This window comes from Serratia sp. HNCC26DJ206 (assembly GCF_057180605.1).
This window is the reverse complement of record NZ_JBXUGP010000003.1, coordinates 51,214-68,907: the sequence shown is the minus strand read 5'-3', so window position 1 is coordinate 68,907 and position 17,694 is coordinate 51,214. Positions and strand designations below refer to the sequence as shown.

Annotated in this window: 12 protein-coding genes; 8 read left to right on the top strand and 4 right to left on the bottom strand. The window is 53.6% G+C overall.

Going from position 1 to position 17,694, the window contains the following annotated elements:
* The first annotated feature begins 7 nt into the window (after positions 1–7).
* Positions 8–2,002: a transketolase gene (gene tkt / locus AC2A1E_RS02955; RefSeq protein WP_484382484.1), complete on the top strand. Its 1,995-nt coding sequence runs from the start codon at positions 8–10 to the stop codon at positions 2,000–2,002.
* Positions 2,003–2,081: 79 nt separating this feature from the next.
* On the opposite strand, the gene AC2A1E_RS02950 is transcribed toward tkt, so the two are convergent.
* Positions 2,082–2,369, bottom strand: a complete 288-nt coding sequence (locus AC2A1E_RS02950) for a putative quinol monooxygenase (protein WP_459399824.1) — start codon at positions 2,367–2,369, stop codon at positions 2,082–2,084.
* A gap of 516 nt (positions 2,370–2,885) precedes the next feature.
* On the opposite strand from AC2A1E_RS02950, the gene epd reads away from it, so the two are divergent.
* The 7 genes from epd (at position 2,886) to mscS (ending at position 12,975) form a co-directional block, all read left to right on the top strand.
* Positions 2,886–3,902: an erythrose-4-phosphate dehydrogenase gene (gene epd, locus AC2A1E_RS02945; protein ID WP_459399823.1), complete on the top strand. Its 1,017-nt coding sequence runs from the start codon at positions 2,886–2,888 to the stop codon at positions 3,900–3,902.
* 72 nt (positions 3,903–3,974) lie between these two features.
* Complete coding sequence (pgk, locus tag AC2A1E_RS02940) at positions 3,975–5,138, top strand: phosphoglycerate kinase (protein ID WP_484382483.1); 1,164 nt, start codon at positions 3,975–3,977, stop codon at positions 5,136–5,138.
* Positions 5,139–5,300: 162 nt separating this feature from the next.
* Entirely contained in the window at positions 5,301–6,380 is a 1,080-nt protein-coding gene (gene fbaA, locus AC2A1E_RS02935) for a class II fructose-bisphosphate aldolase (protein WP_473190124.1), read from the top strand.
* 827 nt (positions 6,381–7,207) lie between these two features.
* Complete coding sequence (locus AC2A1E_RS02930; protein ID WP_484382482.1) at positions 7,208–9,943, top strand: two-partner secretion domain-containing protein; 2,736 nt, start codon at positions 7,208–7,210, stop codon at positions 9,941–9,943.
* Positions 9,944–10,076: 133 nt separating this feature from the next.
* A complete protein-coding gene (locus AC2A1E_RS02925; RefSeq protein WP_484382481.1) occupies positions 10,077–11,168 on the top strand; it encodes a ShlB/FhaC/HecB family hemolysin secretion/activation protein in 1,092 nt (363 codons plus the stop codon).
* A complete protein-coding gene (locus AC2A1E_RS02920) occupies positions 11,131–11,736 on the top strand; it encodes a ShlB/FhaC/HecB family hemolysin secretion/activation protein (protein WP_484382480.1) in 606 nt (201 codons plus the stop codon). Before AC2A1E_RS02925 ends, AC2A1E_RS02920 begins: the two co-directional genes overlap by 38 nt.
* 372 nt (positions 11,737–12,108) lie before the next feature.
* A complete protein-coding gene (gene mscS, locus AC2A1E_RS02915; RefSeq protein ID WP_484382479.1) occupies positions 12,109–12,975 on the top strand; it encodes a small-conductance mechanosensitive channel MscS in 867 nt (288 codons plus the stop codon).
* Positions 12,976–13,030: 55 nt separating this feature from the next.
* On the opposite strand, the gene AC2A1E_RS02910 is transcribed toward mscS, so the two are convergent.
* The 3 genes from AC2A1E_RS02910 to AC2A1E_RS02900 form a co-directional block, all read right to left on the bottom strand.
* The gene (locus AC2A1E_RS02910; protein WP_484382478.1) at positions 13,031–15,580 is read right to left on the bottom strand and encodes a tannase/feruloyl esterase family alpha/beta hydrolase; all 2,550 of its coding nucleotides are present in this window, start codon (positions 15,578–15,580) and stop codon (positions 13,031–13,033) included.
* Between the two features lie 557 nt (positions 15,581–16,137).
* Positions 16,138–16,839: an L-ribulose-5-phosphate 4-epimerase gene (araD, locus tag AC2A1E_RS02905; RefSeq protein ID WP_484382477.1), complete on the bottom strand. Its 702-nt coding sequence runs from the start codon at positions 16,837–16,839 to the stop codon at positions 16,138–16,140.
* Entirely contained in the window at positions 16,833–17,693 is an 861-nt protein-coding gene (locus AC2A1E_RS02900) for an L-ribulose-5-phosphate 3-epimerase (protein WP_484382476.1), read from the bottom strand. Before AC2A1E_RS02900 ends, araD begins: the two co-directional genes overlap by 7 nt.
* Between the last annotated feature and the right edge of the window lies 1 nt (position 17,694).

The window sequence follows — 17,694 nt, the reverse complement described above, 5'->3', positions numbered from 1 at the left end:
GTAAAACATGTCCTCTCGTAAAGAGCTTGCCAACGCGATCCGCGCCCTCAGCATGGATGCCGTGCAAAAAGCCAATTCCGGCCACCCTGGGGCCCCTATGGGGATGGCAGATATCGCCGAAGTCCTGTGGCGTGACTACCTGAACCATAACCCGACTAACCCACACTGGGCTGACCGTGACCGTTTCGTGTTGTCCAATGGTCATGGCTCCATGTTGATTTACAGCCTGCTGCACCTCACCGGCTATGACCTGCCGATGAGCGAGCTGGAAAACTTCCGCCAACTGCACTCCAAAACGCCGGGTCACCCGGAATACGGTTATACCCCTGGGGTAGAAACCACCACCGGCCCACTGGGGCAGGGGATTGCCAACGCCATCGGTTTTGCCATTGCCGAACGCACGCTGGCCGCGCAGTTCAACCGCCCAGGCCACGACGTTGTCGATCACCACACCTATGCCTTTATGGGTGACGGCTGCATGATGGAAGGTATTTCTCACGAAGCCTGTTCGCTGGCTGGCACCATGAAGCTCGGCAAACTGACCGCGTTTTATGATGATAACGGCATCTCCATCGACGGCCACGTAGAAGGCTGGTTTACCGACGATACCGCCCAGCGTTTCGAAGCCTACGGCTGGCACGTGGTGCGTGGCGTTGATGGCCATAATAGCGATGCCATCAAGGCCGCGATCGAAGAAGCCCATAAAGTCACCGACAAGCCTTCCCTGCTGATGTGCAAAACCATCATCGGTTTCGGTTCACCCAATAAGGCCGGTACTCACGATTCCCACGGCGCTCCGCTGGGTGAAGCCGAAGTGGCTGCGGCTCGCGTGCAGTTGGGTTGGAAATACCCGGCATTCGAAATTCCACAGGATATCTATGCCCAGTGGGATGCCAAAGAAGCAGGCAAGGCGAAAGAAGCGGCCTGGAACGATAAGTTCGCCGCCTACGCCAAAGCCTTCCCTGAACTGGCTGCCGAGTTCAAACGCCGTGTGAACGGTGAACTGCCAGCCAACTGGAAAGCAGAAGCGAAGAAATTCGTTGAGCAGTTGCAGGCTAACCCGGCCAATATCGCCAGCCGTAAAGCTTCACAGAACGCACTGGAAGCCTTCGGTAAAGTGTTGCCGGAGTTCCTCGGCGGTTCCGCTGACCTGGCTCCGAGCAACCTGACGCTGTGGTCCGGCTCCAAATCGCTGAGCGATGATCTGGCTGGCAACTACATCCACTACGGCGTGCGCGAGTTCGGCATGACCGCCATCACCAACGGTATCGCGCTGCACGGTGGTTTCCTGCCGTACTCCGCTACCTTCCTGATGTTTGTAGAATACGCCCGTAACGCGGTGCGTATGGCGGCGTTGATGAAAATCCGCAACGTGTTTGTCTACACCCACGACTCTATCGGTCTGGGCGAAGACGGCCCGACGCATCAGCCGGTTGAGCAACTGGCCAGCCTGCGCGTGACCCCGAATATGAGCACCTGGCGCCCTTGTGACCAAGTGGAATCTGCAGTTGCCTGGCAGTACGGTATCGAGCGCAGCGATGGCCCAACCACGCTGGTGTTCTCTCGCCAGAACCTGACCCAGCAGCCACGTACCGCCGAGCAGTTAGCGAACGTTTATCGTGGGGCTTATGTGCTGAAAGATTGCGCTGGCACGCCAGAGGTGATCCTAATCGCTACCGGTTCCGAAGTGGGTATTACCGTACAGGCGGCTGACAAGCTGAGCGCCGAAGGGCGTAAAGTGCGCGTAGTCTCAATGCCGTCTACCGACGCGTTTGACAAGCAGGATGCGGCCTACCGCGAATCTGTGCTGCCATCTTCCGTGACTGCCCGTGTGGCGGTGGAAGCGGGTATTGCGGATTACTGGTACAAGTACGTGGGCCTGAACGGCGCGATCGTGGGGATGCATACCTTCGGTGAGTCTGCGCCAGCAGATCTGCTGTTCAAAGAGTTTGGCTTCACCGTTGATAACGTGGTGGCCAAGGCTCAAGCGTTGCTGAAATAAATCCGCTGGGAGCTGCGTGCGGCTCCTATGGTTCTTTAGACGACGATCAAAAAGCCCGGTTCCCCGGGCTTTTACCGACTCAGAGCGGAGTCAGTCTTTTTACTTCCAGGCTCACCAACTTCCCTTCCAGTTCGGCCAGGAAAGCATCATGGTAAGACATCGCCATATGCTCTTTCAGCGCCTGCTCAGAAGTCCAACGCTCGATAAACACGAAAGCGCCCGGATGGCCCTGCTCTTCATGCAGATCATACTGGATGCAGCCTGGCTCAGAGCGGCTTGGGGCAACCATGGCACGCACGGCTTTATCCACGGCAGCACGGTGTTCTGGCTGAGCTTTGATCAGGGCGACTACTTTAACTTCACTCATTTCTGCTCCTTGTTATACAACATTGACCACAAAAGATAGCGATTTGATTTGTACCCGGTGTCTTTCAAGACGTAGCGGATTGCTTCCCGCCCTCAGGGGCACCCTACAGGCTAACAGTTTCCCTCAATAAATGCTGAATTTATCTTAAGTATCTTGCCCTTTACGGCAGCTTATTCGCTCGCTGCCTGTGTCGATGATGCTATTGGGGTTAGCGGGGTAAAAATGTGCGCTAGATCATTTTATTTTCGCAAAATCACCTCTACTCGACAGGCTTGTGGTTACGCCTGTTCCTTTTAGCAAAACTTTGGTTTATTCTCGGCTGAAGCGTTTCAGTTGACGCAGTAGGCAACTGAAATACCTGAGTGAGCGGTTGTAATGAGCAACAGGGTTTGACGAATAATGTAATGCAGCGATTCACAGCAGGCGGTACGCTACAGTACTCTAGGCGGATAATGACAACCCGACCTGTGGCCGGAACAACGCCGGCAGGGAAGGCCCTCTTTGACAGGGAGTAGCATGACAATCCGCATAGCGATAAACGGCTTTGGCCGCATCGGCCGTAGCGTTTTACGCGCACTGTATGAATCGGGACGACGCGCTGAAATTTCCGTAGTGGCCATCAACGAACTGGCGAACGCCGAAGGGATGGCCCATCTGCTGAAATACGACTCCAGCCATGGCCGCTTTGCCTGGGATGTCCGCCAGGAAGCTGACGTGTTGAGCGTGGGGGATGATAGCATCCGGTTGCTGCATCAACCGGCGGTGGATCAACTGCCCTGGGGCGAACTTGGGGTGGATGTGGTGCTGGATTGCAGCGGTGTGTATGGCAGCCGCGCCGATGGCGAAGCCCACTTGGCCGCCGGTGCCAAGAAGGTGCTGTTTGCGCATCCGGGGGGCAACGATCTGGATGCCACTATCGTGTTTGGGGTTAACCACCAGACGCTGCGTGGTGAACACCGTATCGTGTCCAATGCATCCTGTACCACCAACTGCATTATTCCGATTATCAAACTGCTGGACGATGCCTATAGCATTGAATCCGGCACGGTGACCACCATCCACTCCTCAATGAACGATCAGCCGGTGATAGACGCCTATCATCAGGATTTGCGGCGTACCCGTGCGGCGAGCCAGTCGATTATTCCGGTCGACACCAAGCTGGCTGCGGGCATTACCCGCATCTTCCCGCAGTTTTGCGATCGTTTTGAAGCGATTTCCGTGCGTGTGCCAACCATCAACGTCACGGCCATCGATCTCAGCGTCAGCGTGAGCGCAAAGGTGCGGGTGACAGAGGTCAACCAGCTGTTGCAAAAGGCCGCACAGGGATCATTTCGTGGTATAGTTGACTACACCGAGCTACCCTTAGTTTCGATCGATTTTAACCATGACCCGCACAGCGCCATCGTTGATGGCACGCAGACTCGGGTCAGTGGGCAGCACCTGATAAAGACCTTGGTCTGGTGCGATAATGAATGGGGCTTTGCCAACCGGATGTTGGATACAACACAGGCAATGGCCGCAAGCGGTTTCTAATAAGGCACTATCAACGCAGTGTTGATGTGCTGTTCAGGCAACTTTATAGAGAATCAACAAAGAGGGTTCACCATGTCTGTAATTAAGATGACCGATCTGGATCTGGCAGGTAAGCGCGTTCTGATCCGTTCCGATCTGAACGTACCAGTGAAAGACGGTAAAGTGACTTCCGATGCGCGTATCCGTGCCTCCCTGCCGACCATTGAAGCTGCGCTGAAGCAAGGCGCCCGCGTGATGGTGACTTCGCACCTGGGCCGTCCTACCGAAGGCGAGTACAACGAAGAGTACTCCCTGCTGCCCGTTGTGAACTACCTGAAAGAGCATATGAAATCTCCAGTGCGTCTGGCGAAGGACTATCTGGACGGCGTGGAAGTTGCAGCCGGTGAACTGGTCGTGTTGGAAAACGTTCGCTTCAACAAAGGCGAGAAGAAAGACGACGAAACCCTGTCCAAGAAATATGCGGCGCTGTGCGACGTGTATGTGATGGACGCCTTCGGCACCGCACACCGTGCGCAGGCATCGACCCACGGCGTGGGCAAATTTGCTCCAGTGGCCTGTGCGGGCCCGCTGCTGTCTGCCGAACTGGAAGCGCTGGGCAAAGCCCTGGGCAACCCAGCGCGCCCAATGGTGGCGATCGTGGGGGGGTCTAAAGTATCTACCAAGCTGACCGTGCTGGGTTCGTTGTCCAAGATTGCTGACCAACTGATCGTTGGCGGCGGCATTGCCAATACCTTCGTGGCGGCTCAAGGCCACAACGTCGGCAAATCCCTGTACGAAGCTGATTTGATTCCAGAAGCGAAAAAGCTGCTGGAAACCTGTGATATCCCGGTGCCTACCGATGTGCGCGTAGCGACCGAGTTCTCTGAAACCGCAGTGGCGACCCTGAAGCCAGCCAGCGAAATCAAAGACGATGAGCAGATTCTGGATCTGGGCGATGTCTCTGCCGAGCGTCTGGCTAAAATCCTGAAAGAAGCTAAAACCATTCTGTGGAATGGCCCGGTTGGCGTATTCGAGTTCCCTAATTTCCGTAAGGGCACCGAAATTGTCGCCCGCGCTATCGCTGATAGCGAAGCCTTCTCCATTGCAGGCGGCGGCGACACTCTGGCAGCGATCGACCTGTTCGGTATTGCTGACAAAATCTCCTACATCTCTACCGGCGGCGGTGCTTTCCTCGAGTTCGTGGAAGGGAAACAACTGCCAGCAGTAGTGATGCTGGAAGAGCGCGCTAAGAAGTAATTCAGATGACGGGGGGCGCAAGCTGCCCGTCGGTTTTATTCCGCCCTGATTAATACAGAGCGGAATGCAAAAGTCCCTACCCGCAAGATTTCAAGCAGTAGCCAGCAGTGTTATGGCTTGAAACTGAAGGGTATTACGGCCAACGAAACAGGACAAAGTCGCATGTCTAAAATATTTGATTTCGTAAAACCTGGTGTGATCACCGGTGATGACGTTCAGAAAGTATTCGCAGTTGCTAAAGAGAACAACTTTGCTCTGCCAGCGGTAAACTGCGTGGGTACCGATTCCATCAACGCCGTGCTGGAAACAGCCGCGAAGGTGCGTGCTCCGGTTATCGTTCAGTTCTCTAACGGCGGCGCGGCGTTTATCGCAGGCAAAGGCGTGAAGAGTGATATCCCACAGGGTGCTGCTATTCTGGGCGCGATCTCTGGCGCACACCATGTGCACCAGATGGCTGAACATTACGGCGTGCCGGTGATTCTGCATACCGACCACTGTGCAAAGAAACTGCTGCCATGGCTCGACGGCCTGCTGGATGCGGGTGAGAAACACTTTGCCGCCACCGGTAAACCGCTGTTCTCTTCTCACATGATCGATCTGTCTGAAGAGTCCCTGGAAGAAAACATCGAAATTTGTGGCAAATACCTGACTCGCATGGCGAAGATCGGTATGACGCTGGAAATCGAACTGGGTTGCACCGGCGGTGAAGAAGATGGCGTAGACAACAGCCATATGGATGCTTCAGCGCTGTACACCCAGCCAGAAGATGTGGCATACGCGTACGAAAAACTGAACGCCATCAGCCCGAACTTCACCATCGCGGCGTCCTTCGGTAACGTACACGGTGTGTATAAGCCAGGTAACGTGAAGCTGACCCCAACCATCCTGCGTGATTCTCAGGACTACGTGTCCAAGAAATTCAACCTGCCGCACAACAGCCTGAACTTCGTGTTCCATGGTGGTTCCGGTTCCAGCGATGCCGAGATCAAAGAATCCGTCAGCTATGGCGTGATCAAGATGAACATCGATACCGACACCCAGTGGGCAACATGGGAAGGTATCTTGAACTACTACAAAGAGAACGAAGCTTATCTGCAAGGCCAGTTGGGTAACCCTAAAGGCGCAGATCAGCCGAACAAGAAATACTACGATCCACGCGTATGGCTGCGTGCTGCCCAGACTTCTATGATCACCCGTCTGGAACAGGCTTTCAAAGATCTGAACGCTGTAAACGTGCTGTAATATTTGTTTCAACAGGGCTTGTCCCTGAGACTGAGCGCTTCCTTTTGCTGGGAGCCTCAGATTGCTTACAAAGCCCTGGCTTTACAGCCAGGGCTTTGATCTAATCAGGTATATAGTTGTTACTCACTCGCCTCCTGTTGTATTCATCCATTACTCGAATTATTTACGATATAATTATTTATTGAGATAATGAATATTATGCTTATCTCAATTGCGCTATTTTTACAGTTATTCCACTCTAAAAATAATGGAGGATCTGCTGCCAGTTATATCGACCTGGAAGTGTTTAAACTAAAGTTTTTTATCAGGTGGCGGCATTTTTTGATACCTCATGGATATCCCGTGTAGGCAAGCGATAATTGGACGGTTTTTAGGGGGGTACTTGATCGATGACTGAGATGAGCTAAGATCACCAATCCCTGTTATGTAAGGCTTTGTGTAACCGATTCGAGTAAAAAAGTGTTGTATTATTGAGCTTGTTTTTTCTCGTGCTGAAGGCGTTGATAACGTTAAAAACTTACAATCTACCTATGACGCAAAACTCTTAAATAATCAGCAATTGACCGATTAAATAAAATAAAAATGGTCAATTTTACTGACAGTTATTAATCTCCACTATCTAGATAACCATTTGTTTGTAGCTATAAATAAATTGACGGGATGAAAAATAGACATAAAAGAATAGTTGCTCTAGACTGCCAGTGCTTATATTTTTACCAACTGTTTTAACGTCTATTAATGCTCGTGATGATTTTCGGGGCTTGTATTATATAAATATAAATTAACCCTTTAAATTATTATTACTTCTTAATATGGAGATGTTATTCATGCGTAATATAGGGAATACCTCATTAAATCGACTTACTTTAGCTATTCTAGGTAGTCTGGCGTTGAGTTCCAGTTATGCGGCCGATCTACCTGCCAGTGGTTCTGTCAAATTTGGCAGTGGTGCTATCAGCCAGCCTAATAACCAGCAGATGCAGATCAACCAAAGCAGCGATAAATTAGCGATCGAATGGCAGAGCTTTAATATTGCCGAAGGCAACAAGGTTAATTTCCAACAGCCTAATAGTAACTCTATTGCATTGAACCGGGTGGTGGGAACAGAAGGTTCTAAAGTGATGGGGCAACTGAATGCCAATGGCCGGGTATTTTTGGTCAACCCGAATGGCGTACTGTTTGGCAGCAACGCGCAGGTCAACGTCGGCGGGCTGGTGGCTTCTACGCAAGACTTGACCACCACCAACTTTTCACTCGGTAAATACAACTTCAGCGGTGGTAACAGCCCGGCCAGCGTAGTTAACCAAGGGACTATCACCGCCAAAGACGGCGGCGCGGTGGTGTTATTGGGTGGCCAGGTAAGCAACCAGGGAGAGATTCAGGCCAATCTCGGCAGCGTGAAGTTGGCGGCCGGTAAAGCCACCACCCTGGATTTCGGCGGCGATGGGTTGGTGAATATTCAAGTCACAGGTGCTGCGGCCAATGCCTTGGCAGAAAACAGCGGCCTGATTCAGGTGGACGGCGGCCAGGTGGTGATGAGCGCCGCCTATGCCAACAGCAATGTGTTGCAAACCGTGGTGAACAACACCGGTACTATTCAGGCGCAAACGCTGAGCAATAAATCGGGCAAAATCGTTCTGAGCGGCGGGCGGCAGGGGCTGGTTAACGTGGACGGCATTCTGGATGCCAGCGCCGCTGAACAAGGCAATGGTGGCTATATAGAAACCAGCGGTCAGTCAGTGAATGTCAGCGCCAGTAACAATGTTGATACCCGTGGCTTCGGTGGCCAAACCGGCACCTGGAATGTGACGGCGGACAAACTCGATGTGAATGATAGCACTAGTAAGAATAAGGTGTCGGCTCGCGCGGTCACCAACAGCCTGCGTACCAGCAACGTCGAACTGATCAGTAACAATAGCGATCTGACGCTGGCGAACGACATCAGTTGGAACAATGCCAACCAGTTGCTGTTAGCTGCACAGGATAATCTCGTGCTGAATGCCAATCTGAAAGCCACCGGTAAAAACGCTGGCCTGGCGTTTATTGAAGGCGGTGACTATGTGCTGGCTAAAGGCAAAAGCGTGACCCTTTCCGGCCAAGGTGCCAGCTTCAGCAATAATGGCCAAAGCTATACCGTGATCCAGAACGTGGCCCAATTGCAGGCGATGGAGAACGATCTGGCCGGTTACTATGTGCTGGGTAACACCATTGACGCCAGTTCAACGGCGCAGGGGGCAGGGTTTAGGCCGATTGGTGGAGACTATCTCGGTGAAGCTGGTCATTTCTATGTAAATGATCTTGCATTTACCGGTGTATTTTCAGGGCTCGGGCAGACCATCAACCAGCTGACGATCAAGCAGGGGAGTGTCTATTATGACGAGCAGTATGATAATGATTCGGGAGGGTTATATGGAGGGTTCTATCGGTATGCGGGGTTATTTAGCATATCATCGGGTGAAGTTCGCAATGTCGGATTGGTGGGAGCGAATGTCAGTTCCGGCGGTATCGTACCCGGTCTCCCTGACGGAATGACATCTGCTAATGCCTATTATATAAAAAACCCTCCACAAGATATTGCTGGTAGCCTGGTTGGTCTTCAGGCTGGGGGACTTGTTCATGATGTTTATGCCGAAAATGTCAATGTCAGTAATATAGTCAACAGCTATCGCAAGACTTTTACCGGCGGATTAATCGGGCTGGTTTTTGAGGCCAACATCAGCAATGTTTATGCGACAGGAACGGTAAAAAGCGATGCTTATGTAGAAAGCGATGCTTATGCAAAAAGTGGAATGGGCACCGGTGGCCTGATAGGCTATCTCGCTGGCGGTTACAACCTTCGTCCTCTACTTGATAATGCTTATGCTGATGTCAATGTGAGTGGTGAAACTTACGTTGGCGGTTTGGTTGGGCTAGTCACTAATGCCAATATTAGCAACTCGTTTGCTACCGGCAATGTTGTTGGAACCAATGATTCCATCGGGGGATTGGTTGGCCGTGCTTATGGCCTTAACGGTGAAGTATTCAACAATCTTTATGCCACTGGCAATGTGAGCGGGCGCTATGACGTGGGTGGGTTGTTTGGGGCGTTAGATGGGGTCTCGTTACTCAGTAACAGCTATGCTGCAGGTACAGTCACAGGAGAAGACTATCTTGGGGGGTTGGTAGGTTATGCCAGTGGTGCAGCCATCAGTAAATCCCATTCATCAGGTGATGTGATAGCTGGTAACGCAGTTAATGATGTCAATCTAGGGGGGTTGGTAGGGAGTTTTTCAAATTCAACCATTAGTGATTCGTACTCTACAGGGAACGTAATAGCTAACTCTGGTGCAGGATCTTATCGTTATGCGCGGCTTGGTGGCCTTGTGGGTTCCATTGGTGCGTTCAATGCAAATATTATTAACTCTTATGCTACAGGTAATGTGACTATAATCGGAGGGGCGTCAAGGCCTGAGATTGGCCCACTCGTAGGTTTTGTTGTTAGTGGGACAACTATCACCGACTCCTACGGTTACGGCACCGTAGAGGGGAAGAAGTGTACCGGCATGCTGTACTGCGGCCTCTAGCACCCCAAAAAATTCAGCCTGGCGCAAGCCAGGCTTTTTACTACCCACATTCCGCCGATGCACCTGGAATTTATTTATCAATCTCATGAAAAACAATAAAAAGCCCTTTTTATTATACCGGGAAAGCTGGCCCATGCTTTCTCTGTTGCTGGCCTTTAGTAATGTCAACGTACAGGCGGCAACGCCAACTATTCCAGATGCTGGTCAAAGCCTGCGTGAGATCGATACCCGCCGCCCCACACTGGCTCCTTCAACCGCTCCCGATCTGGGTTTACCCACTCCGCCCACACCGGCACCGGCTCAGCCCGCCAGCGCTGAACAGCCGACTGTCAAGGTGAACACCTTTACCCTGAGCGGCAACACCCTGTTTCCCAATGCGATTCTGCTGGCGCAATTGCAGGAATACACCGGCCGTGAACTCACGCTGCCGCAACTTTATGAAGCGGCGCAGCGTATCACTAGCTATTACCAACAGCGCGGCTATGTGCTGAACCGCGCCTATCTGCCGGAGCAGGAAATTGAAAATGGTGTGGTGAAGATCGCGATACTGGAAGCGCACTACGGCGAGATCAAAACCGACAACAGTTCACGCCTTTCCGCTGTCACCCTGAAGCGGCTGATTGGCCGGATCACGCCGGATTCGGCAATCAACGCCGGTCAACTGCAGCAAACCCTACTGCTGCTGAACGACACTCCCGGCGTGCAGGCCCGCTCGACGCTGCTCACCAGCAAAAACGCCGGAGCCGCCGATCTGCTGGTGGAGGCCAAACCTGCCCCTTTGTTTAGCGGCAGCCTCGATCTGGATAACTATGGCGGCAAATATACCGGCAAAAACCGCTTGAATGCCGATGTGTCGCTCAACAGTCCGTTGGGGGTGGGGGATCGCCTGCGCCTGCGCGGTTTGGCCAGCGATGCGCGGCAGCATTATTACTTTCTGTCGTACGATGCTCCGGTGAACCGCTGGTTTACCCGCGTGGGGGCCTCTTACTCCAATATGGATTACTCGCTGGGCAAAGACTTTGCCGACTTGGACGCACACGGTAATGCCCGCACCACCAGTGCCTATGTTTCTCACCCCTTGTACAGAAGCCGAACTTTGACTCTCAGCGGCCAACTGCAGTTTGACGACAAACGGCTGCGGGATGATATCGACTTATTCGACAGTAAAAGCCAAAAAAAACAGCCAGTTGTGGACGGCCAGCCTCAGTGCCAACGGCCAGGATAGCGTTGGCGGCGGTGGCTTGAACTTTGTTTCTGCCAGCGTCAGCAACGGCCATCTGGAGATTACCGATCCGCTCACCGCACAGAACGACAGCAAAACCGCGCACACTGCGGGCAACTTCAGCAAGTTTAATCTGACCGCACTACGCCTACAGATGCTCAGCGAACGCTGGAGTGTCTATGGCCAGTTCAGCGGCCAATTGGCGTCGAAAAACCTCGACTCCTCAGAACAATTTTCACTGGGGGGGGTTAACGGCGTGCGTGCTTACGCTTCTGGCAATACCAGTGGCGATCAGGGCTGGCTGACTAATCTGGAGTTGCGTTACGCGATAACCCCGGCCTGGCAGTGGAAAACCTTCTTTGACTACGGTGGGGTGAAAACCAGTAAATCGCCGTGGACGATGGATAAAAACTACCAGCGGCGCGGTGCGTTGGGAACTGGTGCCAGCTGGTTTGGTGATAAACGCCAGGTTTCGCTACAACTGGCATGGCGGGTGAATCACCCCGATGACAATGACAGTAAACGGGATGGCCAGCCGCAGATGTGGCTACAGGCCTCACAGGGGTTTTAATGAATCTGTGCTGCCGCTCGATGCGGAGAGATCAGATAACTCAGGTAGAACAGAGGGTTATTTTATTTGCAGTGGTTGGCATTGGGGAATAATGTTGGTTACCCTTAAAGGCGTGGTTTCCTTACTGGCGGTGTGCTCGTCATACTTCAAGTTGCATGTGCGTTGGCTTTGTTACTCGGCCCCTCCGGGGCGGCTGCAAGCAGCGTTCAAATCTGCTCGCGCAGGTTTGTCGCTCAATCCAGTCACAAGTTATCTATGTTCCTTGTGTCTTGCGAACTTGCCACCTTCCTGCTACTCGGATTATTGAGAGCCTACCCTAGCCAGTACCGTTGTGAATCCCCTTCGATTGGGGGAATAAAGTAGGGTATTAGAATGAAAGATCTCAATATCATTGAGGACATCAATAGCGCTGGCAGCTGGCTGGTTGATCATCAGGATCTGTTGATCCAGTACGCGGTAAACATCGTTGCTGCGATCGCTATTTTTATCATCGGTTCGATTATTGCCCGCATCATCAGCAACGCGGTCAACCGCGTGATGAAACTGCGTGGTATCGATGCCACAGTGGCAGATTTCCTGGCGGCGATGGTGCGTTACAGCATTCTGGCGTTTACGTTGATTGCGGTGCTGGGGCGGATTGGCGTGCAAACCACCTCGGTGATTGCCGTCTTGGGTGCCGCCGGTCTGGCCATTGGTTTGGCGCTGCAAGGGTCGCTGTCTAACTTCGCGGCCGGTGTGCTGTTGGTCGCTTTCCGTCCGCTGCGTGCCGGTGAGTTCGTCGATCTGGGTGGCGTGGCCGGTACGGTTGATCAGGTGCAGATTTTCTCGACCACTCTGCGAACTCCAGATAACAAAACCATCGTGGTGCCGAACGGTAAAATCATCTCGGGCAATATCATCAATTTCTCGCGCGAGCCGAATCGCCGCGTGGATATCGTGGTGGCGGTGGCCTATAACGCCGATGTCGATCGGGTGAAGCAGGTGCTGGGAGACGTGATTGCCGCCGACAAGCGCATTATGCACGATAAAGGCGTGACCGTACGCCTGAACGAAATGGCGCCGCCAGCGCTGAATTTTGTCACCCGCTGCTGGACCACAAACGCCCAGTTCTGGGACGTTTACTTTGATCTGATGGAAAACTTCAAACGCCAGTTGGATATCAACCAGATTGGCGTGCCGTGCCCGCAGATGGATGTGCATGTGCGTCACGTAGCCAAATCGGCCGAACAGCCGGAATAACCCCACTTTATCAGTAAGGCCACCGTTAGGGTGGCCTTAACCTGCTGACCTATTTTTAATACAACAACCCCAGCCCAAAACGGTCATCTGTAATAATCGACAGGATGCCACCATTGGTGGTGTAACTGCCGCTGATGGTTCCCGTTGCCGTTATCACACCAAGCACCGGCTGGTTATAGGTGAGTACGCCATAGCTGTTAGCCTGAAAAACCGTGGTTCCACTCAATTCGGTATCAAACTGGCTGCCATCGCTGGTACTGACACGATAGTGACCATCTGCCGCACCGGTGGCCAGAGGCAGAGCGGAAGGCTGCGGTGCATAAAAACCCATACCGTAGGCCGTCTCTGAACGGGTCAGAACCAAGGGCACCGGTTTGCCATTGACCATACCGCTAATCAGCGAGCCGCTTAGCTTGCCATTATTTTTATCGGGGGTACCGCCGACAAAATAGTCAAAGGCATTATGACTGCTGTTCCAGGCGATATAGCCTTTGGTGCTCACCGTGCAGTTTGCATCATAGGTAATAAAGCCTTGCGTGCTGGGATCTTGGCAGGTTTGCCAGGTGGCTGCTGATGAACGCAGCCGTGCCGAACCGCTCAGCGGTGTAGCGCTGTCGTTGCTGACGCTATGCTGGATACCGCTGACATTGTAGATATCGGCAACCGCTTTGTAATCACTGCTGATATTCTGGAACGCCACCAGTGGCAGGAACTCCGATCCTGATGCTTTTGCTACGCCACCCGACAGCACGCCCCCGCCGGTGAAGGTAAACTGTGCACCATTCTCGTCACTACTGAAGGTACAACCATCGTGCGCTAGCAGCGTGCCACTGCGCACCGTACCAGCAGGGCGTTGCAGGCTGGCATCGACAGTAATGCTGTAGTTCATGGTGGTGGGATCGAACTGCACGGTCAACTCTTCGCCAAAGGTATTCCCGCCTTTATAGGTGGTGGTGGCGGTGGGCAGATTGGCACAGGCCTGGGGGATGACATTGCCGCTATCGGTACAGCTGTAGTTGATGGCGGCATCCAGGCTGCCTGCACCTTTAAACTTTGGCCAGGAGGGATATTGGCATAGCGGTCTGGTTCGCCCATAGGTTTGTGCATTGGTATCCATCACCCAGCGATTCCCCGGTGCCACACCGCGCTCAACCCAGTTTTCCAATGCCGTTAATGAATTCCAGGCTGGCAGAAAGCTGCCGGTACCATGCCCCATACCGGGAACGGTATAAAAGCGCACCCCTTGGCTGACCGCCTCCAGCCCAACGTTATCACTCATCGCCTGATACCAGGCAATGGTGGAGTTTGGGCTAATAACCTCATCGGCCAGACCATGCAGCAGGATCAGGCGATGGTTATGACCAAGAAACTCGGAGATGTCAGGATTGGTGGCATCGGTGATCGCAGAAACCTGCTGCACCTGGCTGGTGTAGGCCCCAGGATTAACAGGATTAAAGGTCAGGGCATCGAACGCGGGATCGCGGGTCACAAAATATTTAACCCACTGATCGCCGGTAACATACATATTGGCATCCGCCTTGGCGGCGGGATTAGCGGGAACCGGGCGAGTCCCCAGATTACGGGTGGTAAAGGGGCCAGCAACCAGCGTGCCTTCCAACAGGTTATAACCCCCGGCCACGTTCACGCCATTGGCCAGCGGATAGTCCAGTTTTAACGGTGATTCGATCACCTTAACGGTGGCAATCTGGGCATCGGAGAGGCAGGTATCGCCACTGTCCACTCCACCGGCGCAACGCAGATTGGCCAGTACCTGCGCATTCTCCGCGCGGCACCCCTCCACATTACTGATGATATTGTCTGCCACGCCGTCGAGTCGATCGCAGGCATCCATTGCCGCCTGTTGCACCAGCAGGGTTTTGTTGACGTTCAGCCAGCCCGCGCCATCATTAAGGTACAGCGCGCGCCCTACCGCTACGTTCGACAGGCGGGTACCGGTGTAATTCAGCGCCGGTTCATTGGCAATCACTCCATCATAGTCAAGCGGCCAGCGCTGGATATAGCCCAGTGCATCGCGCCCGCCGGTAGAGGTACCGAGGAAGTAACTATGCTGCGGCATTTTCTCATAACGCTGTTGCAACAGCAGTAACGCCACGTCGTGGGTCTTTTTCAGCGTGTCGCCGCCGTAGTTGGCCAGTGCCTCATCATCCATGGCAAAACTGCCGTCGGTAATGCTGCCGCTCTGGTGACCGGAATCATCGCCCCAGGTGGCATAGCCTTGCGCCAGCGGGGCTGGATTATTCGGTAGGGAAAAACGTACTTTCTCCGTGCCATCAATCAGCCTGCCATTAAAGCCGCCGCCGCCAAAGTGAATGGCCTTATTGTTCCACTGCGTGGGGAGATTAACGGCAAAATTGATCTCTGGCGCACCACTACTGAAGGGGAAGATCTTGCCGCGTACCTGGCAATATTCACCCAAGGTATTGCCGCTGGCATCCGCGAGGATCAGCGTCGCCGTCACCACTTGCGCCCCTCCGGTTGGCAAAGTTAAGGCTGAGGCGGGAAAAGTGATGCCATTGAGCTGTTCGCAGGCCTGCTGAGCGGTAAGCGTGGTGGGCTCAGGAGCAACGGGGTTCTCTGGTGTCACAGGATCCAACGGGGAAACAGGATCTACGGGCGTTGTGGGCTCGCTCGAATTATTGGCGGCAGATGGTGTATCTTGCGTCGAACTGGAATCACAGCCAGCCAGTAATGCGCAGATGAGGCCGGTGAGCAGCGGATATTTTATGCGGTTTATTATAGTTTTATGCCAAAGCGTAGGCGGGGTTTTCATAGGTTGAATGTCCTCATGACATTATTGAGCAATGTGGTGAAATTGAAACGGCATTTTAACATTCTAAAGCCAGCCACTATTTGAACTTATGCACGGAATTAATGTTTGCTATGCCAAGGCAGGGGAAATGGGTTCCAGCGGAGGGGGTAATATTATCTCGAGGGCGATGGGACGCTCTGGAGTCCCATCTGGCTGCCATCAAATAAAAGCAGCTAATGGATCGGCGGCGGCAAAGGCTACATCCCGGTGGCTAGGATCATGGCAACGGCAAGTTGCCCTTGTGCATTGTGATACCAGACCTGCTGATTTTGGCTGTCGGCGGTACCGGCCAAAAATTTCACACCGGTTACGCCGAATCCATCATTTAACCCCTATTGCCCGTAATAAGCGTTCTTACCGTGCTTGCGCAGGTAGTGTTTATCCAGCAACACCTGCTGCATATTGCCAATCCCCGGCGTCAGCTGGCGGGAAAAAATCCCCATATAGGCAATCTCTTCCAGCACCACCGCGTTATGGACCGCGTCATGCGCATCTTTACCCCAGGCGAACGGCCCATGGGCGTTAACCAGCACCGCCGGGATCGCGCTCGGGCTGATGCCGCGCCGGTGGAAGGTTTCAATAATCACCTGACCGGTTTCCCGTTCATAGTCGTGCTCAATCTCGTCGGCGGTCATCAAGCGAGTGCAGGGGATCGGGCCGTAAAAGTAGTCGGCATGGGTCGTGCCCCAGGCGGGAATATCCAGCCCGGCCTGCGCCCAGATGGTGGCGTGGCGCGAATGGGTATGCACGATCCCGCCGATCTCGCTGAACTCGCGGTACAGCGCCAGATGGGTAGCGGTATCCGAAGAGGGTTTTTTGCTGCCTTCCAGCGTGCGACCAGTGGCGAGATTGACCACCACCATATCGTCCACGTTCATTTGTTCATATTCCACGCCGGAGGGTTTGATCACCACCAGCCCACGCTCGCGATCGACCGCGCTGACGTTGCCCCAGGTAAAGGTCACCAGCTTGTGGCGCGGCAGATCGAGGTTGGCTTCCAGCACCTGCTGTTTGAGTTGTGGTAGAGTTAGCATGTTATTCCCCCTTGCTGCATTTTCTGTTCGATCCAGCGGCGCGCTTGCACGATCTCGGCCACTGGCTCAGCGGCTTTTTCGGTCCACATCTCAATCAGGAAAGCACCGCGATAGTTGAGCTGCTTCAGCGTGCGGAACAGCGCCACAAAGTCGACACAGCCTTCACCAAAAGGCACGTCGCGGAACTGCCCCGGTGAGTTTTCTGTGACCGGGAAGGTATCTTTGAGGTGAATGGCGGCGATGCGATCGATGCCCAGCTTTAGCTCCTGCGCCACATCGTTGCCCCAGGCGCTGAGGTTGCCAACATCCGGGTAAACCGTGAACCACGGCGAGGCCAGGCAGGTGTCCCAGGCTTTCCATTTGCTGATCGAGTTCATAAAGGCGGTATCCATAATCTCTACCGCCAGCATCACCTGCGCGGCAGCGGCACGTTCCACTGCCCACTGTAGGCCTTCGGTGAAGCGGGCGAGGGTGCCTGCGTCCTGCTGTTCGTAATACACGTCGTAACCCGCCAGTTGAATGGTGCGGATGCCGACGTCTTTCGCCAGTTGGATCGCCTGCTCCATGATGCGGTAGGCCTGTTGGCGCGTGGCATCGTCATGGCTGCCAAACGGGAAACGGCGGTGGCCAGAAAGGCACATGGATGGAATGGTGATACCGGTTTCCAGTGTCGTACTCACCAGCGAAAGGCGCTGTTCTTTGCTCCAGTTCAGGCGTGCCAGCCGTTCATCGCTTTCATCGACCGACATCTCGACAAAATCAAAGCCGCAGGCTTTGGCCAACGCCAATCGCTCCGGCCAGCTCAGGTGCTTCGGCAACGCTTTTTCATAAATCCCCAACGGATGCTGACGCATA